Origin of the sequence: Streptomyces sp. NBC_01237, assembly GCF_035917275.1 — a bacterium.
Taxonomy (GTDB): Bacteria; Actinomycetota; Actinomycetes; order Streptomycetales; family Streptomycetaceae; genus Streptomyces.
Map to the genome: position 1 here is coordinate 1,716,134 of NZ_CP108508.1, position 21,973 is coordinate 1,738,106.

Below are 21,973 nucleotides of genomic sequence, written 5' to 3' on the forward strand. Positions count from 1 at the left end.
CATTTCGGCGGTGCGGGGCAGTGCGGGTGGGGCGGCTCATTCTGCGGTGCGGGGGGTGCTGGTGGTACGTGCAGCGCCGGTGGTGCTGGTGGGGTGGGCGGTGCTGGTGGTGCTGGTGGTGCGCTGTATCAGGCGTCCGGTACGTGGTCTCAGGCGTCGGCGGGGCGCAGCCGCAGGCCCTGCATCCCCCCGTCGACGGCGAGGGCGGTGCCCGTGACGGAGGCTGCCGCCGGGCTCGCGAGATAGACGACGGCGGCGGCGACCTCGTCGGCCGAGACCAGCCGGCCCAGCGGCTGGCGGGCGTTGAGCGCGGCGCGTTCGGCGCCCGGATCGTCGGCCTGGCCGAGCAGCCTGCCGATCCACGGAGTGTCCGCGGTGCCCGGGTTGACGCAGTTGACGCGGACCCCTTCACGGACGTGGTCGGCGGCCATGGCGAGGGTCAGCGAGAGCACCGCACCCTTGCTCGCGCTGTAGAGCGCCCGTTGCGGCAGCCCGGCGGTGGCGGCGATCGAGCAGGTCTGGGTGATCGACGCGGAGCCCGGCCGGCCGGCCGCGGCGCGGCGCAGATGGGGCAGCGCATGGCGGGCGGCACGGACCATGCCGAGGACGTTGATGTCCAGCACCCGGGCCCACTCGTCGTCGTCGTTGTCCTCCACGGTGCCGATGGAACCGATCCCCGCGTTGGACACCAGGGTGTGCAGGCCACCCAGCTCGGCGGCGGCCCGGTCCACCGCGTCCCGTACGGCCGCGTCGTCCCTGACATCGGCCTTGAGCGCGAGCACACCCGCGGGCGCGCCCGTGGTCTCCCGGTCCAGGATCGCGACCCGGGCGCCGCGCTCCAGGAGCATCGTCGCCACGGCGGCTCCGATCCCGGACGCACCGCCCGTCACCAGGGCGGACATCTGGTCGAAGTCCTGTGTACCGGTCATCGGTCGGCCTCCTGAGGCGTGCGGCGGGCCTGCCAGACGGGGCCCTGGGGGTAGCGGTGGTCGGCGATCGATCCGGGAAGCATCCGGGCCGAGAAGCCGGGGGCGCGCGGCGCGACGTAGCGTCCGTCCTCGATGACGGTGGGGTCGGCGAAGTGCTCGTGGAGATGGTCGACGTACTCGATCACGCGGTCCTCCCAGGTTCCGGAGACCGCCACATAGTCGAACATCGAGAGGTGCTGGACCAGTTCGCACAGGCCGACGCCTCCGGCGTGCGGGCAGACGGGCACCTGGTACTTGGCGGCGAGCAGCAGGATCGCCAGGTTCTCGTTGACGCCCGCGACGCGTGCGGCGTCGATCTGGACGAAGTCGACGGCACCGGCCTGGAGCAGCTGCTTGAACACGACGCGGTTGGCGGCGTGTTCGCCGGTGGCGACCTTGACCGACTGTCCGGCACGCACGGCGGCGTGGCCGAGGATGTCGTCGGGGCTGGTCGGCTCCTCGATCCAGTGCGGGTCGTAGGGCGCGAGCGCGCTCATCCAGGCCACCGCGTCGGCGACGTCCCAGCGCTGGTTGGCGTCGACGGCGATCCGGATGCCGGGGCCGACGGCCTCGCGGGCGAGCGCGAGTCTGCGGATGTCGTCGTCCAGGTCGCCGCCGACCTTCAGCTTGATCTGGCCGAAGCCGTCCGCGACCGCTTCCTGGGCGAGCTTGACGAGTTTCTCGTCGGAGTAGCCCAGCCAGCCGGGCGAGGTGGTGTACGCGGGATAGCCCCGGGCGAGAAGCCGCTCGGTACGCTCGGCACGGCCCGGCTCGGCGGCCCGCAGGATCGCGAGGGCCTCCTCGGGGGTGAGCGCGTCGGTGAGATAGCGGAAGTCGACGAGGGAGACGAGCTCCTCCGGCGTCATCGCGGCGAGGAACTGCCAGACCGGCAGTCCGGCGGCCTTGGCCGCGAGGTCCCAGGCGGCGTTGACGACCGCGCCGGCCGCCATGTGCATCACGCCCTTCTCCGGTCCCAGCCAGCGCAGTTGCGAGTCATGGGTGAGCTCGCGGTGCAGCGCGCCGAGGTCGGCCGCCGTACGGGGCGCCGGCCGCCCCACCACGTAGGGCCGCAGCGCCTCGATGGCCGCGGCCATGACCTCGTTGCCCCGCCCGATGGTGAAACAGAAGCCATGTCCCTCGATGCCGGCGCCGCCGCTGTCCGGGGTACCGGTACCGGCGGAGGAGCCGGGGCCGCCGGGGATGTCCGTGCGCAGGACGACGTAGGCGGCGGAGTAGTCGGGATCGGGGTTCATGGCGTCCGAGCCGTCCAGCTGTTCCGAGGTGGGAAAACGGATGTCGTGAACCTCGAAATCCGTGACGGTCTGACTCATGTGCGCCCCCAGGGGAATAACATCGGACCTCTGTTGTGGTCATCCGATGTATAGCGCCGTACAGGGCCGGTCGTCCAGTGTTGAGGGGAAATTCGGTCAGCACAGCTCGGATGAATCCGGAGTCTGATGCCCTGTTTCGACCGTTGATGCACCTTCAGTGGCAAGGTTCACCCACCCGTGCAAAGGGGCTGCGGCGGGAGGGGGCCGAAGCCGTAAGGTTGCTCCGTACACAAGAAGACTTCGGAAGGAGGCCTGGGTGATCGAGCTCGAGGGGGTACCCGAGCTGATCGACCCGGTCATGGTGGCCGCGTTCGAGGGCTGGAACGACGCCGGTGACGCCGCCTCCACAGCGGTCGGACATCTGGACAGGGAGTGGAAGGGCGAGGTGTTCGCGGCGCTCGACGCCGAGGACTACTACGACTTCCAGGTCAACCGGCCCACGGTGTGGCTGGACGGCGGGGTGCGCAAGATCACCTGGCCCACCACCCGCCTCTCCGTCGTCCGCGTCGGCGGGGAGAAACCCCGCGACCTGGTCCTGGTCCGCGGCATCGAACCGTCGATGCGCTGGCGCTCGTTCTGCAACGAGATCCTGGGATACGCCCATGAGCTGGGCGTCGAGATGGTGGTCATCCTCGGGGCACTGCTGGGCGACACCCCGCACACCCGGCCGGTACCGGTCAGCGGGGTCACCTCCGACCCCGATCTGGCCAGGACCATGGATCTGGAGGAGACCAGGTACGAGGGGCCGACGGGCATCGTCGGCATCCTCCAGGAAGCCTGCACCCACGCGGGCGTGCCCGCGGTGAGCCTGTGGGCGGCGGTGCCCCACTATGTGTCGCAGCCGCCCAACCCCAAGGCGACGCTGGCCCTGCTGAACCGCCTGGAGGACCTGATCGGGCTGCGCATCCCGCTCGGCGAACTGCCGGAGGACGCCCGCGCCTGGCAGCTCGGCGTCGATCAGCTGGCCGCCGAGGACAGCGAGGTCGCGGAGTACGTCCAGACGCTGGAGGAAGCCCGGGACACCGCCGAGCTGCCCGAGGCGTCCGGCGAGGCCATCGCCCGCGAATTCGAACGCTATCTGCGGCGCCGGGACGGCGGTCCGGGACAGGCGCCCGGCGGTCATGCGACGGAGACCGGTGACGTCTCGTATCTGCGGGACCCGTCGAGCGGCCGCACCAGACCGCCCAGACCACCGCGGCCGGAACCGGGCCCGGGGAACGCCACCGGCTCCTCGTCGCCCGGTGGCCCACCGCCCTCGTCGGCGGACTCGCCCTCCGAGGAGGACCGCGGCCCGGACGAGACATCCGAGGATTCGTCCGAGGACTGAGTCCCGGAGCGCTGCGGGAGCGGCGCCGGAGCAACCGGAACGAGGGGCGCCGGACGGGACGAACAGTCCCGTCCGGCGCCCCTCGCCCCTTTCGCTCCCCGGGAAGGCGGACCGGCCCCGGACTTCATGGAGAAGTCCGGGGCCGGTCGTCGCTCACGGATCGAGCGGTTGTCACGGATCGAGCGGTTGTCACGGGCGAACGGTTGTCACGGGCGATCGGTTGTTACGGAGCGGGGCCCGCAGGGACTACAGCGCGACACCCAGCAGGGCGTCGACGGTGCGCGAGACGAGACCCGGCGCGCTCTCGTCCGTACCGGCCCCGGAACTGGCCAGCGCCGCCCAGCGATCCACCGCGGCCAGCGCCGCGGGGGCGTCCAGATCGTCCGCGAGGGCCTCGCGGACCTCCTCGACCAGGGCGTCGGCGGACGGCCCGTCGGGGCGGGAGACGGCGGCACGCCACCGTCCGGCACGCTCCACCGCATCCGTGAGCACCGTGCCGGTCCACTCCCAGTCGGACCGGTAGTGGTGCGCGAGCAGGGAGAGGCGGATGGCCGCCGGGTCCACGCCGTCGCGACGCAGGGCGGACACGAACACGAGGTTGCCGCGGGACTTGGACATCTTCTCGCCGTCCAGCCCGACCATGCCGGCGTGGACGTACGCACGGGCGAACGGGTGCTCGCCGGTCAGCGCCTGGGCGTGCGAGGCACCCATCTCGTGGTGCGGGAAGACGAGGTCGGAACCGCCGCCCTGTACGTCGAAGCCCATCCCCAGATGCTCCAGGGCGATGGCCACGCACTCGATGTGCCAGCCGGGCCGGCCGCTGCCGAGCGAGGCGCCGTCCCAGCTCGGCTCGCCCGGACGGGCGGCCATCCAGAGCATCGGGTCGAGGGGGTTCTTCTTGCCGGGGCGCTCCGGGTCGCCGCCGCGTTCGGCGGAGAGCAGACGCATCGCCTCGGCGTCGAGGTTCGAGACCTCGCCGAAGTGCGGGTCGGCCTCGACGGAGAAGTACACATCTCCGTCGAGTTCGTAGGCGGCGCCCGCGTCCCGGAGGCGTTCGACGAGCGGAACGATGCCGGGTATCGCCTCCACCGCACCGATGTAGTGCTGCGGCGGGAGCATGCGCAGGGCGGTCATGTCCTCCCGGAACAGCGCCGTCTCGCGCTCGGCGAGCTCGGTCCAGTCCTCACCGTCGCGCACGGCCCGCTCCAGCAGCGGATCATCCACGTCGGTCACATTCTGGACGTAATGAACCTGCCGCTTGGTGTCGAGCCACACGCGCTGAACGAGGTCGAACGCGTTGTAGGTCGCCGCATGACCCATGTGGGTCGCGTCGTACGGCGTGATGCCGCAGACGTAGATGCGGGCGACGGGACCGGGGTCAAGGGTGATCCGTCCGCCGGTCGCGGTGTCGTGGATCCGAAGGTCGCGGCCCTTGCCAGGCAGGGCGGGGACCTCAGAAGCGGGCCAGGCATGCATGTCATGAGCGTAACCGGACGATGCTTCCGGATACGAACCGGATCGGGGAACGTGGCCGAAGAGGCGGTCTTGCGCGGATGTGTGACGTTCGGCTAGGCGCTCGTCCGCATCCCGTTTCCACGGCTTCCGGGGCCGATGCCCGCCCACGCCGGGGTGCCGTCGGCCCCACCCCGGCGTACGGCGGCGAACCGCGGCCGCCCCGTGCTCAACCGCGGCTGCTTCGCGCTCGATCGCCGTACGGAGCCGCCGGCGCGCACCCGGTCCTCAGACCGGCGGCCACGGAATCGCCGGCCACTCACCGCTCGGCTCGGGATGCCGTCCCGTCCCCCGGAGACCCGCGACCCTGGCCCGCAGCGCCGCCAGCTCCGCCCCGGTGATCAGTTCCGCCAGACGGGTGGCGAGCCCCGCCCCCGGCGCCAGCTCCGCGGCCAGCAGGCCGAGCACCTCCAGCGCCTCGGGGGTCAGCGGCTCGCCCGCCCAGCCCCACAGCAGCGTCCGCAGCTTGTCGTCCGCGTTGAACGTGACCCCGTGGTCGATGCCGTACAGCAGGCCGCCGGGCGCGGACAGCAGGTGGCCGCCCTTCCGGTCGCCGTTGTTGATCACCGCGTCGAGCACGGCGAGCCGTCGCAGCCGGGCGTCGTCCGCGTGCACCAGGAGCGCCGTCCGGCCCTCCCCCACCTCGGCGAAGCCCACGGCCTTCCAGCCGTCCCCGGGCTCCTCGGACTCGACGAGGGCGAGCAGCGACGGCTCGCCCCCGCCCTCGGGGGAATCGATCCACAGCTGGCACATGCCCTCGCCGTAGGGCCCGTCACGCAGCACCGTGGGCGGCACGAGTCCCCAGCCGGTCGCCCGGGAGACCTCGTACGCGGCCACCTCGCGCTGGGCGAGCGTCCCGTCGGGGAAGTCCCACAGCGGCTGCTCCCCGGCGACGGGTTTGTAGGCGCAGGTGCGTTCCTCGCCCTCGTACGCGACCGTGCAGTGGAGCACCGCGTTGGACGCGCCGCGCACCTGTCCGAGGACCGTGAGCTGCCCCTGGGTGAGCAGGGTGAGCAGCTCGGCGTCCGTCAGGCCCTGCGACGGTATCCGTTCTGGCGCGGGCATACGTGTCCTTCCGGATCGAGCGGCAGGCTGCACAGCGGGCACGGCGGGCGGCCGGCGTTCACGACGTCGAGGGCGCGTTTGGCGAAGGCGCGCGCCTGTGCGCCGCTCAGCCGGACGCGCAGCATCGGCGGACCGTTCTCCTCGTCCTGCAGGAGCCGTTCCTCGGCCTCCGCGAGGTCGTCCTCGGAGTCGGCGTCCAGCTCGACCAGGGCCTGCGCCTCGACGATCATGAGCTGTTCGTCACCGTCCCAGGCCAGCGCCATCGTGCCGACCCTGAACTCCTCCTCGACGGGTGCGTCGAGAGGCGCGGTGTCGGCCACGTCCGTGGGGGCCACGGCGGGCACCGGCGAGTTGCCGCCGGTCCGCCGCACGACCTCGTCGAGCAGTTCGTCGATCCGCTCGGCCAGCGCGGCGACCTGGGTCTTCTCCAGGGACACGCTGGTGACCCGGCCACTTGAGGACGCCTGAAGGAAAAACGTTCGGCGGCCAGGCAACCCGACCGTACCGGCCACGAATCGGTCCGGTGGGTCGTAGAGGAACACCTGACGGGACACGTCCTGTCTCCCTTGAGAATTGACGGCGGATGAGGGGGCGCCTACGGCGCGTCCACCCTACTGTGCGAAGCGATCACGGCGCCCCCGCGCCGCCCCCGACCGCCGCGTCCGCCGATCCGTCCTGTGCCGGGGTCCCCGCGGCGTCCGCCCCGACACCCTGCTCGCGCGGTGCCAGCGAGGCGAGGTCACCGGTGTCGCCGAGCCGGAGGAGGAAGGGGCGCAGCCGGGTGTAGCGGATGGCGGTGACCGAGCAGGGGTCGGCGTGGACGCGCTGGAAGAGGTCCAGGTGCATGCCGAGCGCATCGGCGACGAGGGCCTTGATGATGTCGCCGTGCGAGCACATCACATAGGTCGCGTCGTCACCGTGCTCGGCCTCGATACGGGCGTTCCAGTCCCGTACGGCGTCGACCGCGCGGGCCTGCATGGCCCGCATGGACTCGCCGCCGGGGAACGCCGCGGCGGACGGGTGCTGCTGCACGACGGTCATCAGGGGGTCGTCGGAGAGTTCGGCGAGCTTGCGCCCCGACCAGTCCCCGTAGTCGCACTCGCTGATCCGCTCCTCGGTGTGCAGGGGCAGGCCGGGGCGGGCGTCGAGCAGGGGCTGGAGCGTTTCGCGGCAGCGCTGCAACGGGCTGCTGACGGCGGCGGCGAGCGTGAGCGCCGACAGGCGTCCGGGGAGGGCGGCGGCCTGCTCGGCGCCGCGCTCGTCCAGGGAGACACCCGGAGTGCGGCCCGCGAGCACTCCGGCGGTGTTGGCGGTGGAGCGTCCGTGGCGTACGAGGATCAGCGTGGGCATACGGGCCAGGGTAGAGGGCCGGGCAGAGGTATGGCCGGGCAAAGGTGCGGAGCGGGCCGCGGCAAGGAAGAATGCCCGCCGTGATCGTGGACTGTGCCATCTACCGCGACGGGCGCCGCACCGAGGGCCCCGCCGACTTCTCCGATGCGCTCGACGAGGCGCGGGCCACCGGGGACGCGTTCCTCTGGATCGGGCTGCACGAACCGACCGAGAAGGAGTTCGATCTGGTCCGCCACGAGTTCGGGCTGCACCCACTGGCCGTGGAGGACGCGCTGAGCGCGCACCAGCGGCCCAAACTGGAGGTGTACGACGACTCGTTGTTCGCGGTCATCAAGCCGGTCGTCTACGAGCCCGAGGGTGACACCGTCACCGCCGACGAGCTGATGGTCTTCATAGGCGACTCGTTCGTGGTGACGGTCCGGCACGGCGAGGGCGCCCCGCTGGCGGCCGTGCGCCGCCGTCTGGAAGCCGACCGCGAGGTGCTCAAGCACGGCCCCACGGCCGTGCTGTACGCGATCAGCGACGCGGTCGTGGACCACTACATCGATGTCGCCGCGGAGCTCCAGGTCGACCTGGAGGAGCTGGAGACCCAGGTGTTCGCGCCGACCGGAGTCGGCAATTCCAAGAACACCGCGGCCCAGATCTACACCTTCAAGCGGCAGGTGCTGGAGTTCCGCCGGGCGACCGGGCCGCTGGCGGCACCGATGTCCCGGCTCGCGGGCGCCGGAGTGCCGTTCGTGCACGAGCACTCGCAGCCGTTCTTCCGCGATGTCGCCGACCACCTGACGCGTGCCAACGAACAGGTGGAGGGTCTGGACCGGCTGCTCTCGGACATTCTGTCGGCGCATCTGGCGCAGATGGGAGTGCGGCAGAACGACGACATGCGCAAGATTTCGGCCTGGGCCGCCATGGCCGCCGTCCCGACGATGGTCGCGGGCATCTACGGCATGAACTTCGACCACATGCCGGAACTTCACTGGGTGTGGACCTACCCGGCGGTCATCGCGCTGATGGGCTGCGCGGTGTTCGGCCTGTACCGGCAGTTCAAGCGGCGCGGCTGGCTCTGAGCCCGTACGGCACCGGACGGGACGGCGGGTTCACGCGTACTCGGCCTCCTGGACCGCCGGGCCGCCCAGCGGGTCACGCCGCTCCGGCTGCGCCAGGCTCACCATGCGCCGCCAGCCGACGAGGCGCTCGTACGCGTACATCGCGTGGATGCCCGCCGCCAGGACGGCCGCCCTGGCCCGGGACCAGTGCAGCAGCGCCCCCATGTGTGCCATCACGGCCAGGCTGACATCGCGGTAGACCCGGATCTCGGCCAGGGCGCACTCGCGCAGGACGCGCTGGATCCTGCGGCCGTGTCCGGCGCGGGCGAAGCGGAGCAGTTCCTCGTGGCAGTACGCGAGGTGGTTGTCCTCGTCGTTGGAGATCATCTTCACCGCGCGGCCGAGGTCGGGATGGTCGGCGAAGTGCTTGCGCAGGAGCCGCATCTGCTCGGAGGCGCGCTGCTCGGTGACCCGGCTGTGAGCCAGGTAGGTGATGATGTCGCGCTCCGAGAGCGGCTCCTCGCCGCTGAGCCGGAAATGTGCCAGGCCGATGCCGTGCCCTTCGAGCAGCATCGTGTAGTCGGTCTCCGAGGGGACCTCGACGGGCGGCAGTCCGCGCTTCTTCAGGAGCGCGTTGAAGATCCGGCCGTGCTTGTCCTCGTCGGCCCCGTGCCGGACGATCTTGGGGGCGAGGTCGCGCTGACTCGCGGGAACGAGCGCGGCGATCCGGGCGTTCTCCCAGCCGCCCTGGGACTCCCCGCTGGCGGCGATGGAGCAGAAGAGCCGGAACGATTCGTCGTCGTCGAGGATCTCCTCGAACAGGCTTTTTGCCGAGAGCATCACTGCCACCTCCGTACCGGTGTCCGCAGAGCCAAAGTCAAATGCGCTGCGGAACAGTCGGCAACCGGAGGCGCGTGGAGCGGCGCCGGGCGGGTGCCGCGTAACCGTCGGCCGTACGGCGCGTTGTGCTGGGTGACGGCCGTGGCGGGATGACCCCCGAGCCCCCACCACGGCCGTAGTGCTGCCCGGTCCTCCGGACCCGGGCCCTACGCGAGGCCGGAGCGCTCCAGGGCGTCCGTACCGGCGCGCAGGGCGACGATCCGCTCGTCGAGCGTGAAGCCCGCCGGGGCGAGGGTGAGGGTGGTGACTCCGGCGGCGGCGTAGGCCTGCATCCGCTCGGCGATCCGCTCCACCGGGCCGAGCAGCGTGGTCTGGTCGATGAGCCGGTGCGGTACGGCGGCGGCGGCGCCGTTCTTGTCGCCGGAGAGGTACTTGTCCTGGATCTCGGCCGCTTCCTTCTCGTAGCCCATGCGCTGGGCGAGCTGGTTGTAGAAGTTCTGCTTGCGGCTGCCCATGCCACCGACGTACAGCGCGGTGTACGGGCGGAACATGTCGGCCAGGCCGTTGACGTCGTCGCCGACGGCCAGCGGCAGGGTGGGGCACACGTCGAAGCCGTCCATGGTCTTCCCGGCCTTCTCACGGCCCGCCCGCAGGTACGTCACCGCGGTGTCCTCCAGGTGGTCGGCGGACGGGAAGATCAGCAGGGCGCCGTCGGCGATCTCGCCGGTCTGCTCCAGGTTCTTGGGCCCGATGGCCGCGATGTAGAGCGGGATGTGCTCGCGCTGCGGGTGGACGGTGAGCTTGATCGGCTTGCCCGGACCGTCCGGCAGCGGCAGCGTCCAGTGCTGTCCCTCGTAGCTGAGGCGCTCGCGGGACATCGCCTTGCGGACGATCTCGACGTACTCGCGCGTGCGGGCCAGCGGCTTGTCGAACTTGACGCCGTACCAGCCCTCGGAGACCTGCGGGCCGGACACCCCGAGACCGAGGCGGAAACGGCCCCCGGAGAGCGAGTCGAGGGTGGCCGCCGTCATCGCCGTCATGGCGGGCTGGCGGGCCGGGATCTGCATGATCGCGGAGCCGACGTCGATGGACTCCGTCTGCGCGGCGACCCAGGACAGCACGGTCGGTGCGTCGGAGCCGTAGGCCTCGGCCGCCCAGCACACGTCGTATCCGAGCCGGTCGGCCTCCTGGGCGACGGCGAGGTTGTCGCTGTCCATGCCGGCGCCCCAGTAACCGAGATTGATGCCGAGCCGCATATCCGCTCCCCTTACTGATCAGTAACGTCCCTGTGGTCCGGACTCTAGCGCGCGTCGGCGCGATCCGGCAGGCGCGGTGGCCCCTCGGTTGTCCACAGGCTCCCCCTCCGTGGAGCCATGGCCAGTAATCTCAGCGCCCATGGAGCAGAGGCATCTCGGCCGTACCGGCCTACGCGTGTCCCGGATCGGGCTCGGCACCCTCACCTGGGGCCGGGACACCGACGAACACGACGCCGCCGACCAGCTGAAGGCCTTCTGGGACGCGGGCGGCACCCTGGTCGACACCGCCGATGTGTACGGGGGCGGGGAGGCCGAGTATCTGCTCGGGCAGCTCGTGGACAGCCTCGTGCCGCGCCAGGACCTGGTCATCGCCACGAAGGCGGGCAGCGTCGCCGACCCGTACCGCCGCTTCAACGGGTCGCGCGGACATCTGCTGGCCGCGCTCGACGCGTCCCTGGAACGGCTCGGCACGGACTACGTGGACCTGTGGCAGGTTCACGCGTTCGATCCGGAGACCCCGATGGAGGAGACCCTCCAGGCGCTGGACCTGGCGGTCTCGTCCGGCCGCGTCCGGTACGCGGGCGTGTCGAACTTCTGCGGCTGGCAGCTGGCCAAGGCGGCCACCTGGCAGCTCGCCGCCCCCGGCGTACGCACCCGGCTGGCCAGCACACAGATGGAGTACTCGCTGCTCCAGCGCGGCGTCGAGCGGGAGGTGCTGCCGGCCGCGCTCGACCTCGGCATGGGGCTGCTGCCCTCGTCGCCGCTGGGCCGCGGTGTGCTGACCGGCAAGTACCGCCTGGGCACCCCGTCCGGTTCCCGGGGCGCGTCCGAGCAGCTGGCCCCCTTCGTGGAGCCCTATCTCGACGACCCGGCGAGCAGGATCGTGGACGCGGTGGCGACCGCGGCGGACGGCCTGGCCACGACGGCCCTCCAGGTGGCGCTCGCCTGGGTCCGCGACCGGCCGGGCGTGACCGCCCCGATCGTCGGCGCGCGCAACGCGCGGCAGCTCAGGGAGGCTTTGTCAGTGGAGGCGCTTAGTCTTCCTGACGAGATCTGCCAGGCGCTCGACGATGTGTCGGCGCCCGTGCACCGCTATCCCGACCAGGACTGGAGCACGCTGTGACTGCGCTTCCCCGGGGGGAAACCCCAGGCCCCTCGGCCGAAGACCGCGAGACCGACGCGGCCCCCGGCACCGTCGGCGCGCCCACACCGGGTACCGGCACGCCCGCCGAGGACGGGCCGTCGGCGCCGGACGCCCCGGCCACGCCCGACGGGGCGGCCGGGACCGGGACCACGGCCGACGAGGACGCGGCCGAGGACGGAGCCACCGCCGAGGACACGGCCGAGGACGAGCCGACCGGCGACGAGGCACCGGCCGCAGCCGCGCCCTCCGAGGCGGAGGCCGAGCTCGCCGCCCAGCGTGAGCTGCGGGAGCGGATCGAGAAGCGCAAGGCCGAGAAGGACGGCCCCATCCCGGCCGGTACGAAGCTCAGCGGCACCGCCGCCGATCTGCTCGCCGCGGTCCGGGCCGTGGAGAGCGGTGAGAAGGCGGGCACCACGTTCTTCGACTCCCCCGCCACCGCGCCCGCCCCCCGCCGCGCCGCGCCGGCCACCGCGCAGCCCTCCGCGCGTCCCCGGCCGCCCGAGCCGTCCCCGGCCGCGCAGGGCGCGTCACCCGAGGCCGCGGCCTCGGTGCGGGCGCTGCTCGTCGAGGGCGGGGCTCCCGAGGCACTGGCCCGCCCGGCCACCGGGACGCTGGGCGAGCAGGCCGCCGAGATCCTGCGCGAGGACCCCTGGCAGCTGCTCGCCGTCCCCGGGGTCCACCCGGAGCAGGCGGACGACTTCGCGCGGGCCCTGCTGGGTGCCGCCTGCGGTCCGGACGACGAGCGCAGGACCGCGGCGCTGGTGGGCTGGCTGCTGGAGCGGGCCGCCCGCCAGGGCCACACGGCACTGGACGCCACGGCCGTACGGGCGTCGCTGGCCGAGCGGGCGGTGACCGATCCCGACGCCGCCGTGGAACACGCCGTCGCCGAGGGTGTCGTGCTGGTCTTCCAGGAGGGCCTGGACCCGGCGGAATCGGCGGAGGCGACCGGATCCGCCGAGGAGAGCGACGGCACGAACGGCGTGGACGGCGTGGACGGCGCCGACAGCGCCGAGGAGGTGCGGGAGCCGGTCCAGGTGCTGCTGGGCCTCGATCGGTACGCACTGGCGGAGGAGAGCCTCGCCGACGGTCTGGCCCGGCTGGTCAACGCCTGCGAGAAGGGCGCCGACTGGACCGAGGCCGCCGCCTTGGCCCCGTCCCCGTCGGCGGCCGAGCTGATCCGTACGGTCGCCACGGGCGGCCTGGTCGCCCACAGCGGCGGCGAGGCGGCCCGCGCCGAGCCCGCGGCCCTGATCGCGGCGGCGCAGGGCCTGGGGCTGCGCGCCCTCGGTACCACGCACAGCACGGACGGCCGCCGCGGACTGGCCGAGGCGGTCGGTGATCCCGAGTCGGCGGTCACCCTCGCCGGGCTGCTGTCCGGCGCCGAAGGACCCGGCCGGGACGAGGACGGTGCGCTCGCCCTCGACCTGCTGGTGGTGCTGGACGCCCCGCAGCTGGACGTGGAGGCCGCCGCGATCCTGGTCGAGTTCCTCGCCGACGGCGCCCGTCTGGTGCTGAGCGGCGATCCCGGCGTGCTGGGCTCCGCGGGCGCGGGCCGGGTCTTCGCGGATGTGCTGGCCGCTCGTGCGTGCCCGCAGGTCGTGTCCCGTACACCGGACCCCGGACCGATCGGCGAGCTGGTCTCCGGCATCGGCATCGGTGAGCTGAACCAGGTCGAGGCACCGGGCAAGGAGGTGGTGATCGTCCCCGTGCGCGACGCGGGCGAGGCGGTCCACCGCACCGTGCAGCTGGTCGCGGACTCGGTGCCGCGCGCCTTCGGCATCCCTTCGGCCGACACCCAGGTGATCACTGTCGGCCACGGCGGCTCGGCGGGCACCCGGGCGTTGAACGCGGCGCTGAAGCAGCGTCTCAACCCGGGCCCCGGCCGGTTCGGCGGCTTCGACCCGGGCGACCGCGTCGTCCATGTCCCCGCACCCGGCCGGACCGTGCCCGGGGTGGTGCTCTCGGCCGACGCGGAGGGCCTGCGCCTGGACTGTGCGGGCACCGCCGTCGTCGTGCCCCAGGACCGGGTCGAGACGGCCGTACGGCACGGCTGGGCCCTCAGCGCCCACCAGGCGGCCGGGATGCGCTGGCCCGCCGTGGTCGTGGTGCTGCCCGGCGACGCGGCGCAGGGGCTCAGCCGCCCCTGGGTGTACACCGCGTTCAGCCGCGGGGAACGGCACCTGTCCGTCGTGCACGGCGTGGACCAGGCGCTCCCGCACGCGGTGGCGCAGATCCCCGCCCAGGAGCGGACGACCCGTCTGCGCGCGCTGCTGGAGGCCCTGCCGACCCCCGACGCCGCCTCGTAACCGCCGCCCGGACAGCACTGTGGCCCCGGCTACACCGGGGCCACGGTTCGCCGGATCTCACCGGAAGGTCAGGATCTGCCCGCTGTCAGGTCGTCCAGGTCCTCGTCCAGCTCCTCCTCGTCGAAGACGGAGCTGACGTCGAAGCGGCAGACCACGAGCTGGGGATCGGCCTGGTCGAACGGTGCGCCCAGCCACTCACCGGGCTCGGGGGGCACGTCACCGGCCGCGACCCAGAGGGTGGAGTCCCCCTCCTCCAGGCCGAACTCGGTGTGCCGGGAGGCGATCTCGTCCGGTTCGTACTCACCGAACAGCACCCCCAGCGCGGCATGGACGCTGGTGCCGACCACGGGGTTGTTCCCGACGCCCCGGTCGTCCGATTCGAGGTCGGCGAGGCGCTGTGCCTGGGCGAGCAGTCGCGGGGGTTCCGCGACCGTGTAGTCGCGCCGGATCAGCACGCTCAGCGCGCTGGGCTCCCCGGGACCGGCATAGGGCGGCAGGGAGTCGTCCGCGCCGGGGATCTCGAAGGGCGTGACCTCGTCGTAGCGGTCGTAGAGCAGTTCGTCGTAGACCTCGGCCGCAGCGGCCAGTGCGTTGAACGCGTCATAGACGGCGGGGTCGTCGTCCCCGGTACGGCGTTCGACCGCCTCGAGGTGACGGTCGAGCGCGGCTTTGACCGCTTCGGCGGCGGCACGTACCTCGGCAGCGGTGGGCTGCGCAGCATCAGACATAGTGCAGACGCTATCCGTACCGGGGCTGTGCCCGCACAATAGATGCGATGCCGGAATACGAATTTGTCGACGTGTACGTGCCGCGCGGGGTGTCCCGCAAGGATGCGGCCCGACTGCTGACCGACCACGCCGAGTACGGGCACTGGGAGTTGGACCGCCTGACCCTGCGCCGCGACGGCAGCCGCAGAGTGCGGTTGCGCAGACGGATCATCCGCCAGCTCCGGGCCACCTGGTGACCGCGGAACGGAGATCCGGATGACGGCGGAACGCGCCGCCCGATGACATCGGAGCGGGCCCCGCGGCCGCGGGGCCCGCTCCTCTCACAGCGTGGTTCGCGACAGGCGCGAAGCCGCTATGCGGCGCTGCGGGAGCGGCGGTACAGCACGGCGCCCGCACCGGCGAGGAGCAGACCCGCGCCCGCCGGGATCAGCAGGTCGAGCCCGCCTCCGCCGGTCTGTGCGAGCTGCTCGCCGGGGTGGAGCTGGGGCGCGGGAACGTTGGCCTCGGGCGGGCTGTTGACCGGCGGGGTGACGGGCGTACCGGGCGTGACCGGCACCTCCGGCTCCTCGTGCGGCGGGCTGACCACGGGGTCGTTGGCGCAGCTGTTGCCGAACGTCGGGTTGAGCAGCCCGCCGATGGTGATGCTGTTGCCACAGGCGTTCACCGGGATGTCGATCGGCACCGCGACGTTGTTGCCGGAGAGGATCCCGGGCGACCCCTGCGCCGTGCCCTCGGCCGAGGCGCCGGGGGCACGGTGCCTGCCGGTCCCGGCCCCGCTGTGGCCGGCCTTCCCGGCGTCACCGCCCGGAGCCTGCGCGGTGGTACTGCCCGCGGCCGCGTGGTTGCCGGAGCTGCCGCTGTCGGCCGCACCGGGACCCGGCGCGTTCCCCGACGGTCCGTTCTCGCAGTCGTTGCCGAACGTCGGGTTGAGCAGTCCGACGACGCTCACGGAGTTCCCGCACGCGTTGATCGGTACCTCGACCGGAATCTGGACCGAATTCCCGGACAGCACCCCGGGAGAATTCGACGCACCCCCGGCCGCCCCGGCGTCGGCGTGCGCGTAGCCACCGCTGAGCGCGAGCACGCCGCCCGCCGCCGCCATGGTGATCAGGCCTTTACGAGTGACCTGTCGCATAGGTTCGTTTCCTGCCTTCTGCCTACCGAAATACCCCCGGACACGACCGTGCGAGGGCCGAATGCCGACCGGTCCCGGAGTGCATGGCACGCACTCCGGGACCGGCCTGGCTCAAACCCTTACGGGTTGACGCGCAACGTCACGCGTTGACGCAGGTGTTGCCGAAGGAGGGGTTCAGCAGCCCGATCACGTTGACCGTGTTGCCGCACAGGTTGATCGGCACGTGGACCGGAACCTGGATGACGTTGCCCGAGAGCACGCCGGGGCTGCCGATGGCGGCACCCTGGGCACCCGCGTCGGCGGCGGCCATACCCGCACCCGCGAGCACGAGACCACCGGTAGCAGCCGCAACTGCGACGACCTTCTTGATCATTATTCCTCCTAGTTGGAAATGCGGTCCCAGCCGCGGACCGCATCACTTGTAACGAGGAGGGTTTAGCGGGGCTACGAGCGAATGAGCCGATTCACTCTTTCCGGTCACATACGCACAGGCGGTCGATTCATGCCTCGGGCTTCAGCAATTGTCGATGAACCGGTCGAGCACGCGCACGCCGAACTGCAGACCGTCGACCGGCACCCGCTCGTCCACACCGTGGAACATCCCGGCGAAGTCGAGCTCCGGCGGCAGCTTCAGCGGAGCGAAACCGAAGCCGCGGATGCCGAGGTCGTCGAAGGACTTGGCGTCCGTACCGGCCGAGAGCATGTACGGCACGGCCCGCGCGATCGGGTCCTCGGCGACCAGCGCGGTCTGCATCGCGTCGACGAGGGCGCCGTCGAACGTGGTCTCCAGCGCCTTGTCCGCGTGCACGTCCTCGCGCCTCACGTTGGGACCCAGGATCCGGTCCAGGTCGGCCAGGAACTCCTCCTCGTACCCCGGCAGGAACCGGCCGTCCACATGGGCGGTCGCCTGTCCCGGAATGACGTTGACCTTGTAGCCCGCGCCGAGCTGGGTCGGGTTCGCGGTGTTCTGCAGCGAGGCGCCGATGAGCTTGGAGATACCGCCCAGCTTGGCGAGGGTCTCCTCCATGTTCTCGGGGTCGAGCTCGGTGCCCAGGGCGTCCGAGAGCTCGTCGAGGAAGTGCCGCAGGGTCTTGGTCACCCGCACCGGGAACTTGTGCCGGCCCAGGCGCCCGACGGCCTCGGACAGCTCGGTGATGGCGTTGTCCTTGTGGATCATCGAGCCGTGCCCGGCGGTGCCGTCCACGGTCAGCTTCATCCAGTGCATGCCCTTCTGGGCCGTCTCCACGAGGTAGAGCCTCAGCTTCTCGTTGACGGTGAAGGAGAACCCGCCGACCTCGCTGATCGCCTCGTTGACGCCCTCGAACAGCCCGGGGTGGTTGTCCACCAGGTAACGGGCGCCGTAGGTGCCGCCCGCCTCCTCGTCCGCGACGAAGGCCAGCACGATGTCGCGCGGGGGCTTGCGGCCGCTGCGCATGCGGTCGCGGACGACCGCGAGGGTCATGGCGTCCATGTCCTTCATGTCGACCGCGCCACGGCCCCACACACAGCCGTCCGCGATCTCCCCGGAGAACGGGTCGTGCGTCCAGTCGGCCGCGTTGGCCGGGACGACGTCGGTGTGCCCGTGAATGAGCAGCGCGGGCCTGGACGGGTCCTCGCCCTCGATGCGGGCCACGGTGGAGGCACGGCCCTTGTGGGACTCGAAGATCTTCGGTTCGAGCCCGACCTCGGCGAGCTTCTCCGCGACGTACTCGGCAGCGAGCCGCTCACCGGGGCCCGAGTGGTCTCCGTAGTTGCTGGTGTCGATCCGGATCAGCTCACGGCAGAGGTCCACGACCTCGTCCTCGCCGGATACGGTCCGGGCCACGTTGGTCTCGCTCACACTGCTTCCTTCCACTGTCGCTGTGGTGCTCCCCCTCATCCTCCCGCGCCCGGCGCGCACACCCAAGGGCACCCACCCCTCGTCATGCGCCGTTCACGCGTACCGGGGCGTGATCGAGCACCCCCGATTGTTTGCTATGGTTTTCCACGTCGGAACGGGCACGGCCCGCGAGACAGACACCCGGTCCGGGTGGCGGAATGGCAGACGCGCTAGCTTGAGGTGCTAGTGCCCTTTATCGGGCGTGGGGGTTCAAGTCCCCCCTCGGACACAGAGCAGTACAGCGGGGCGGCCTTCATCGTGATCACGGTGGAGGCCGTTTCGCTGTGCCCGGACGCCTCAGCCCTGCGGTCGGACCGCGTCAGGCCGGCGGAACAAGCGGGCGGGGACCTGTTCGCCGGAATCGGCTCCGGTGCACAAGAATGTCCGATGACGCGGGCCCCGCACCTCGCCCGCCGGGAGGACCACCGCATGACCCGTACCGCTGCCGACCGCCCCCACCGCGCCCCCGGCCCGTTCCGGACCGGCCGGTGAGGGGGCGCGGGAGGCCGCCCGCCGCGCCGCTGCCCCAGCGCCGCGGCGTCGACGCGGTGCGGGTGCGGTTGCCGGAGGATCCGGCGGGGGTCTGGGCGTCGGTCGGGGAGCATCTGACCGCCCGGTTCGGCGGGGCCGTGGGGGTGGAGCGCGTGGCCGCGATGCTCGACGAGGGCGGGTTCGTCGGCGCGGACGGCGGTGCGGTGCGTGGCGACGAGCCGTATACGGCCGGGCGCTTCCTCTGGTTCCACCGGGACTTCGCGCCGGAGGAGCCGGTGCCGTTCCCCGTCGGTGTCGTGTACCACGACGCGCATCTCGTCGTCGCCGACAAGCCGCACTTCCTGGCCACCACCCCGCGCGGCCGGCACATCACCGAGACCGCGGTCGCCCGGCTGCGTCGCGATCTCGGCCTGCCGGGGTTGCAGCCCGCCCACCGGCTGGACCGGCTGACCGCGGGGCTCGTGCTCTTCGTCGTGCGGCCCGAGGAGCGGGGCGCGTACCAGACGCTGTTCCGGGACCGGCTCGTCCGCAAGGAGTACGAGGCGGTCGCCCCGTACGATCCGGCCCTGGCCCTCCCCCGCACCGTACGCAGCCGGATCGTCAAGGAGCGTGGTGTGCTCGCCGCGCGGGAGGAGCCGGGGGAGGCGAACAGCGAGAGCAGGATCGAGCTGCTGGAGCAGCGGGGCGGGCTGGGCCGCTACCGGCTGCTGCCCGCCACCGGGCGGACGCATCAGCTGCGGGTCCATATGAACAGCCTGGGCCTGCCGCTCGTCCACGATCCGCTCTACCCGGTGGTGGAGCCGGACGGCGCGCCGGAGGACTGGGCGCGCCCGCTCCAACTGCTCGCCGTCAGGCTGGAGTTCACTGATCCGGTCACGGGAGAGCCGCGCCGCTTCACGAGCGGGCTGCGGCTCTCCGCGTGGCCGGAGGGGTGAGCGGCCGGGTCAGTGGCCGCGGGCGATCCACTCGTCCAGGTGCGGGGCCTCCGCGCCGATGGTGGTGGAATCGCCGTGCCCGGTCCGGACGGTGGTCGCCTCCGGCAGGGCGAACAGCCGGTCCCTGATGGAGTCGACGATCGTCGGGAAGTGCGAGAAGGACCGGCCGGTGGCGCCCGGTCCGCCCTGGAAGAGCGTGTCGCCGGTGAAGACCGTGGACAGCTCGGGGGCGTACAGGCTGACGGCGCCCGGGGCGTGCCCCGGGGTGTGCAGCACCTTCAGGACCGTCCCGGCGATCTCCAGCTCCTGGCCGTCGGCCAGTTCACCGTCGGGCGCGCGGTCCGGGTGCGTCCGCTTCCACAGCGGCAGATCGTCCGGGTGCAGCAGGATCGGTGCGCCGGTGGCGGCGGCGAGGGCCGGGGCCGCGTCGATGTGGTCGTTGTGCGCGTGCGTGCAGATGATGGCGCGCAGCGTACGGCCGCCGAGCGCGGCACGGATGGCGTCGGCGTCGTGGGCGGCGTCGATGACGACCGCTTCGGAGTCGTCGCCGACGATCCAGACGTTGTTGTCGACGTCCCACTCGCCGCCGTCGAGGGCGAAGGTCCCGGAGGTGACGAGGTGGTCGATGCGGGCGGTCATCAGAAGACCACCACCGAGCGCAGGACGTCGCCGTCGTGCATCCGGGCGAACGCCTGCTCGATGTCGCCGAGCCCGATGGTCTCGGTGACGAAGGCGCCGAGGTCGATACGGCCCTGCTGGTGCAGGTCGATCAGCATCGGGAAGTCGCGCGAGGGCAGACAGTCGCCGTACCAGGAGGACTTGAGGGAGCCGCCGCGGCCGAACACGTCGATGAGCGGCAGTTCGAGCTGCATCTCGGGGGTCGGCACGCCGACCAGGACGACGGTGCCGGCCAGGTCGCGGGCGTAGAAGGCCTGCTTGTACGTCTCCGGCCGGCCGACCGCCTCGATGACGACGTCCGCGCCGTTGCCGCCGGTCAGGCCGCGGATCGCCTCGACCGGGTCGGTGGAACGGGAGTTGACGGTGTGCGTGGCACCCATCCTCTTCGCCGTCTCCAGCTTCCGGTCGTCGATGTCGACGGCGATGATCTTCGCCGCGCCCGCCAGCCGGGCACCGGCGATGGCGGCGTCACCGACGCCGCCGCAGCCGATGACGGCGACCGAGTCGCCGCGGCCGACCTCGCCGGTGTTGATGGCCGCGCCGATGCCCGCCATGACGCCGCAGCCGAGGAGTCCGGCGACGGCCGGGGAGACCTCGGGGTCGACCTTGGTGCACTGACCGGCGGCGACCAGCGTCTTCTCGGCGAACGCGCCGATTCCGAGCGCGGGCGACAGTTCCGTGCCGTCCAGCAGTGTCATCCTCTGCTTGGCGTTGTGGGTGTCGAAGCAGTACCAGGGGCGGCCGCGGAGACAGGCGCGGCACTGTCCGCACACCGCACGCCAGTTGAGGATGACGAAGTCTCCCGGCACGACGTCGGTGACGCCGTCGCCGACGGACTCCACGATGCCCGCGGCCTCGTGGCCCAGCAGGAACGGGAAGTCGTCGTTGATGCCGCCCTGCTTGTAGTGCAGGTCGGTGTGGCAGACACCGCATGCCTGGATCTTCACGACGGCCTCACCGGGACCGGGGTCCGGGATCACGATCGTCTCGACCCGTACCGGCTCGTTCTTCCCCGGTGCGATGACCCCTTGCACCTGCTGCGGCATATCGTGGTCTCCCTGTTTCTGAGCTTTTGTCATGATCGAACGCCGACGACAACGGTACGCCCCATGAGGTGCCGCGCGGTCATCCGCGGCGGCGTGGGCCGCCCGGCGGGGGCCGGAGCGATGCCCCTTCGTACGAACGGCCGGGCTACGGCGCGAGGACGTCCAGTTCATGGAGGGCGCCGACCGCGATCTCCTTGGTGAGGCGCTCGGCCCCCTCCTCGTCCCTCTCGCGGACCGCCTCGGCGAGCCGCACGTGGAGGGTGACCGCGGCCGGGTCGGGGTCCTCGAACATCACCTGGTGATGGGTACGGCCCGCGAGGACCTCGGCCACCACGTCCCCCAGGCGCGCGAACATCTCGTTGCCGGAGGCGTTGAGGATGATCCGGTGGAACGCGGTGTCGTGTTCCAGATAGCCCTCCAGCTGCTGGCCGCGCGAGGTGGCGACCATGCCCAGGGCGCGTTCGGTGAGCTGTGCGCACTGCTGGGGGGTGGCGTGGCGGGCGGCGAGACGGGCCGCGACCGGTTCGATCGCCGAGCGCAGAACGGTCAGCGAGCGGAGCTGGCGCGGGCGGTCGCTGCCTGCCAGCCGCCAGCGGATGACCTGCGGGTCGTAGACGTTCCACGCCTCGGCGGGCTGCACGGTCACTCCGACCCGGCGCCGGGACTCGACCAGGTGCATGGACTCCAGGACCCGGACCACTTCGCGGACGACCGTACGGGAGACGTCGAAGCGCTGGACCAGCTCGTCACTGCGCAGCACCCGGCCCGGCGGGCACTGGCCGGAGGCGATCTCCAGACCCAGGGTGTCCAGCACATGTGTATGCAGCCCCTGGCTCTGTGTGGTCATGGGGCAAGCCTACGGGGCACCCCTCGGGAACAAAAAGTACGACGTTTGTGTCACAGCCACTTGAATAAGTCGTACCTAATGGGTTTCA

General features: G+C 71.8%; 21 protein-coding genes and 1 tRNA gene. 7 read left to right on the forward strand and 15 right to left on the reverse strand.

Translation table 11 applies throughout. The features are described from left to right. Positions 1-149 precede the first annotated feature (149 nt). The gene (locus OG251_RS07610) at positions 150-929 is read right to left on the reverse strand and encodes an SDR family NAD(P)-dependent oxidoreductase (protein WP_326676429.1); all 780 of its coding nucleotides are present in this window, start codon (positions 927-929) and stop codon (positions 150-152) included. After that, entirely contained in the window at positions 926-2,299 is a 1,374-nt protein-coding gene (locus OG251_RS07615) for an enolase C-terminal domain-like protein (protein ID WP_326676430.1), read from the reverse strand. The genes OG251_RS07610 and OG251_RS07615 overlap by 4 nt, the downstream gene beginning before the upstream one ends. 256 nt (positions 2,300-2,555) lie before the next feature. Between OG251_RS07615 and OG251_RS07620 the strand changes: the two genes are divergently transcribed. Then, positions 2,556-3,626 carry a PAC2 family protein gene (locus tag OG251_RS07620; protein WP_326676431.1) on the forward strand — a complete coding sequence of 357 codons (1,071 nt, stop codon included), beginning with the start codon at positions 2,556-2,558 and terminating at the stop codon, positions 3,624-3,626. Positions 3,627-3,872: 246 nt separating this feature from the next. Here OG251_RS07620 and mshC read toward each other — a convergent pair whose 3' ends face one another. The 4 genes from mshC to OG251_RS07640 all read right to left on the reverse strand — a co-directional run bounded on the left by mshC (position 3,873) and on the right by OG251_RS07640 (position 7,553). Next, on the reverse strand, positions 3,873-5,102 hold the full coding sequence (mshC, locus tag OG251_RS07625) for a cysteine--1-D-myo-inosityl 2-amino-2-deoxy-alpha-D-glucopyranoside ligase (protein WP_326676432.1): 1,230 nt from the start codon (positions 5,100-5,102) through the stop codon (positions 3,873-3,875). 264 nt (positions 5,103-5,366) lie between these two features. After that, the gene (locus OG251_RS07630) at positions 5,367-6,203 is read right to left on the reverse strand and encodes an SCO1664 family protein (protein WP_326676433.1); all 837 of its coding nucleotides are present in this window, start codon (positions 6,201-6,203) and stop codon (positions 5,367-5,369) included. After that, entirely contained in the window at positions 6,167-6,757 is a 591-nt protein-coding gene (locus OG251_RS07635) for a DUF3090 domain-containing protein (RefSeq protein WP_326676434.1), read from the reverse strand. The genes OG251_RS07630 and OG251_RS07635 overlap by 37 nt, the downstream gene beginning before the upstream one ends. Before the next feature lie 73 nt (positions 6,758-6,830). Further along, entirely contained in the window at positions 6,831-7,553 is a 723-nt protein-coding gene (locus OG251_RS07640; protein WP_326676435.1) for a histidine phosphatase family protein, read from the reverse strand. Positions 7,554-7,624: 71 nt separating this feature from the next. Between OG251_RS07640 and corA the strand changes: the two genes are divergently transcribed. Continuing rightward, positions 7,625-8,620 (forward strand): magnesium/cobalt transporter CorA, encoded by a 996-nt coding sequence (gene corA / locus OG251_RS07645; RefSeq protein WP_326676436.1) that lies wholly within the window; start codon positions 7,625-7,627, stop codon positions 8,618-8,620. A 30-nt stretch (positions 8,621-8,650) separates the two neighbouring features. Here the strand turns inward: corA and OG251_RS07650 are convergent, their stop codons facing one another. Together OG251_RS07650 and OG251_RS07655 are read right to left on the reverse strand one after the other, a co-directional pair. Beyond that, complete coding sequence (locus OG251_RS07650) at positions 8,651-9,439, reverse strand: ferritin-like domain-containing protein (RefSeq protein WP_326676437.1); 789 nt, start codon at positions 9,437-9,439, stop codon at positions 8,651-8,653. 206 nt (positions 9,440-9,645) lie between these two features. Next, positions 9,646-10,695: an LLM class F420-dependent oxidoreductase gene (locus OG251_RS07655; protein ID WP_326676438.1), complete on the reverse strand. Its 1,050-nt coding sequence runs from the start codon at positions 10,693-10,695 to the stop codon at positions 9,646-9,648. A 139-nt stretch (positions 10,696-10,834) separates the two neighbouring features. On the opposite strand from OG251_RS07655, the gene OG251_RS07660 reads away from it, so the two are divergent. After that, positions 10,835-11,818: an aldo/keto reductase gene (locus tag OG251_RS07660; protein WP_326676439.1), complete on the forward strand. Its 984-nt coding sequence runs from the start codon at positions 10,835-10,837 to the stop codon at positions 11,816-11,818. Beyond that, the gene (locus OG251_RS07665; RefSeq protein WP_326676440.1) at positions 11,815-14,145 is read left to right on the forward strand and encodes a helix-hairpin-helix domain-containing protein; all 2,331 of its coding nucleotides are present in this window, start codon (positions 11,815-11,817) and stop codon (positions 14,143-14,145) included. Before OG251_RS07660 ends, OG251_RS07665 begins: the two co-directional genes overlap by 4 nt. A gap of 68 nt (positions 14,146-14,213) precedes the next feature. Here the strand turns inward: OG251_RS07665 and OG251_RS07670 are convergent, their stop codons facing one another. After that, positions 14,214-14,873: a hypothetical protein gene (locus tag OG251_RS07670; protein ID WP_326676441.1), complete on the reverse strand. Its 660-nt coding sequence runs from the start codon at positions 14,871-14,873 to the stop codon at positions 14,214-14,216. A gap of 47 nt (positions 14,874-14,920) precedes the next feature. Here OG251_RS07670 and OG251_RS07675 point away from each other — a divergent pair, with 47 nt between their 5' ends. Beyond that, positions 14,921-15,109: a DUF5703 family protein gene (locus OG251_RS07675; protein ID WP_299537643.1), complete on the forward strand. Its 189-nt coding sequence runs from the start codon at positions 14,921-14,923 to the stop codon at positions 15,107-15,109. Positions 15,110-15,225: 116 nt separating this feature from the next. Here the strand turns inward: OG251_RS07675 and OG251_RS07680 are convergent, their stop codons facing one another. The 3 genes from OG251_RS07680 to OG251_RS07690 all read right to left on the reverse strand — a co-directional run bounded on the left by OG251_RS07680 (position 15,226) and on the right by OG251_RS07690 (position 17,887). Beyond that, positions 15,226-16,008 (reverse strand): chaplin, encoded by a 783-nt coding sequence (locus tag OG251_RS07680; protein ID WP_326676442.1) that lies wholly within the window; start codon positions 16,006-16,008, stop codon positions 15,226-15,228. A gap of 139 nt (positions 16,009-16,147) precedes the next feature. Next, the gene (locus OG251_RS07685) at positions 16,148-16,381 is read right to left on the reverse strand and encodes a chaplin (protein WP_073729137.1); all 234 of its coding nucleotides are present in this window, start codon (positions 16,379-16,381) and stop codon (positions 16,148-16,150) included. Between the two features lie 141 nt (positions 16,382-16,522). Next, positions 16,523-17,887, reverse strand: coding sequence for a M20/M25/M40 family metallo-hydrolase (locus tag OG251_RS07690; RefSeq protein WP_385732050.1), 1,365 nt, complete (start codon positions 17,885-17,887; stop codon positions 16,523-16,525). 144 nt (positions 17,888-18,031) lie between these two features. Here OG251_RS07690 and OG251_RS07695 point away from each other — a divergent pair. Further along, a tRNA-Leu gene (locus tag OG251_RS07695) sits at positions 18,032-18,116 on the forward strand. A gap of 259 nt (positions 18,117-18,375) precedes the next feature. Beyond that, positions 18,376-19,314: an RluA family pseudouridine synthase gene (locus tag OG251_RS07700; protein WP_326676443.1), complete on the forward strand. Its 939-nt coding sequence runs from the start codon at positions 18,376-18,378 to the stop codon at positions 19,312-19,314. Between the two features lie 9 nt (positions 19,315-19,323). On the opposite strand, the gene OG251_RS07705 is transcribed toward OG251_RS07700, so the two are convergent. The 3 genes from OG251_RS07705 to OG251_RS07715 form a co-directional block, all read right to left on the reverse strand. After that, a complete protein-coding gene (locus OG251_RS07705; RefSeq protein WP_326676444.1) occupies positions 19,324-19,953 on the reverse strand; it encodes an MBL fold metallo-hydrolase in 630 nt (209 codons plus the stop codon). Then, positions 19,953-21,038 carry an S-(hydroxymethyl)mycothiol dehydrogenase gene (locus OG251_RS07710; protein WP_326676445.1) on the reverse strand — a complete coding sequence of 362 codons (1,086 nt, stop codon included), beginning with the start codon at positions 21,036-21,038 and terminating at the stop codon, positions 19,953-19,955. The genes OG251_RS07705 and OG251_RS07710 overlap by 1 nt, the downstream gene beginning before the upstream one ends. 145 nt (positions 21,039-21,183) lie before the next feature. After that, positions 21,184-21,885 carry a FadR/GntR family transcriptional regulator gene (locus OG251_RS07715; protein WP_326676446.1) on the reverse strand — a complete coding sequence of 234 codons (702 nt, stop codon included), beginning with the start codon at positions 21,883-21,885 and terminating at the stop codon, positions 21,184-21,186. Positions 21,886-21,973: the final 88 nt, after the last annotated feature.

Excerpts from the sequence above, each read along its gene's own strand:
- OG251_RS07610 (WP_326676429.1), bottom strand. The coding sequence starts at position 929 with ATGACCGGTACACAGGACTTCGACCAGATGTCCGCCCTGGTGACGGGC.
- OG251_RS07615 (WP_326676430.1), bottom strand. The coding sequence starts at position 2,299 with ATGAGTCAGACCGTCACGGATTTCGAGGTTCACGACATCCGTTTTCCC.
- mshC (WP_326676432.1), bottom strand. The coding sequence starts at position 5,102 with ATGCATGCCTGGCCCGCTTCTGAGGTCCCCGCCCTGCCTGGCAAGGGC.
- OG251_RS07630 (WP_326676433.1), bottom strand. The coding sequence starts at position 6,203 with ATGCCCGCGCCAGAACGGATACCGTCGCAGGGCCTGACGGACGCCGAG.
- OG251_RS07640 (WP_326676435.1), bottom strand. The coding sequence starts at position 7,553 with ATGCCCACGCTGATCCTCGTACGCCACGGACGCTCCACCGCCAACACC.
- corA (WP_326676436.1), top strand. The coding sequence starts at position 7,625 with ATGCCCGCCGTGATCGTGGACTGTGCCATCTACCGCGACGGGCGCCGC.
- OG251_RS07650 (WP_326676437.1), bottom strand. The coding sequence starts at position 9,439 with ATGCTCTCGGCAAAAAGCCTGTTCGAGGAGATCCTCGACGACGACGAA.
- OG251_RS07655 (WP_326676438.1), bottom strand. The coding sequence starts at position 10,695 with ATGCGGCTCGGCATCAATCTCGGTTACTGGGGCGCCGGCATGGACAGC.
- OG251_RS07660 (WP_326676439.1), top strand. The coding sequence starts at position 10,835 with ATGGAGCAGAGGCATCTCGGCCGTACCGGCCTACGCGTGTCCCGGATC.
- OG251_RS07670 (WP_326676441.1), bottom strand. The coding sequence starts at position 14,873 with ATGTCTGATGCTGCGCAGCCCACCGCTGCCGAGGTACGTGCCGCCGCC.
- OG251_RS07675 (WP_299537643.1), top strand. The coding sequence starts at position 14,921 with ATGCCGGAATACGAATTTGTCGACGTGTACGTGCCGCGCGGGGTGTCC.
- OG251_RS07680 (WP_326676442.1), bottom strand. The coding sequence starts at position 16,008 with ATGCGACAGGTCACTCGTAAAGGCCTGATCACCATGGCGGCGGCGGGC.
- OG251_RS07685 (WP_073729137.1), bottom strand. The coding sequence starts at position 16,381 with ATGATCAAGAAGGTCGTCGCAGTTGCGGCTGCTACCGGTGGTCTCGTG.
- OG251_RS07690 (WP_385732050.1), bottom strand. The coding sequence starts at position 17,887 with ATGAGGGGGAGCACCACAGCGACAGTGGAAGGAAGCAGTGTGAGCGAG.
- OG251_RS07705 (WP_326676444.1), bottom strand. The coding sequence starts at position 19,953 with ATGACCGCCCGCATCGACCACCTCGTCACCTCCGGGACCTTCGCCCTC.
- OG251_RS07710 (WP_326676445.1), bottom strand. The coding sequence starts at position 21,038 with ATGCCGCAGCAGGTGCAAGGGGTCATCGCACCGGGGAAGAACGAGCCG.
- OG251_RS07715 (WP_326676446.1), bottom strand. The coding sequence starts at position 21,885 with ATGACCACACAGAGCCAGGGGCTGCATACACATGTGCTGGACACCCTG.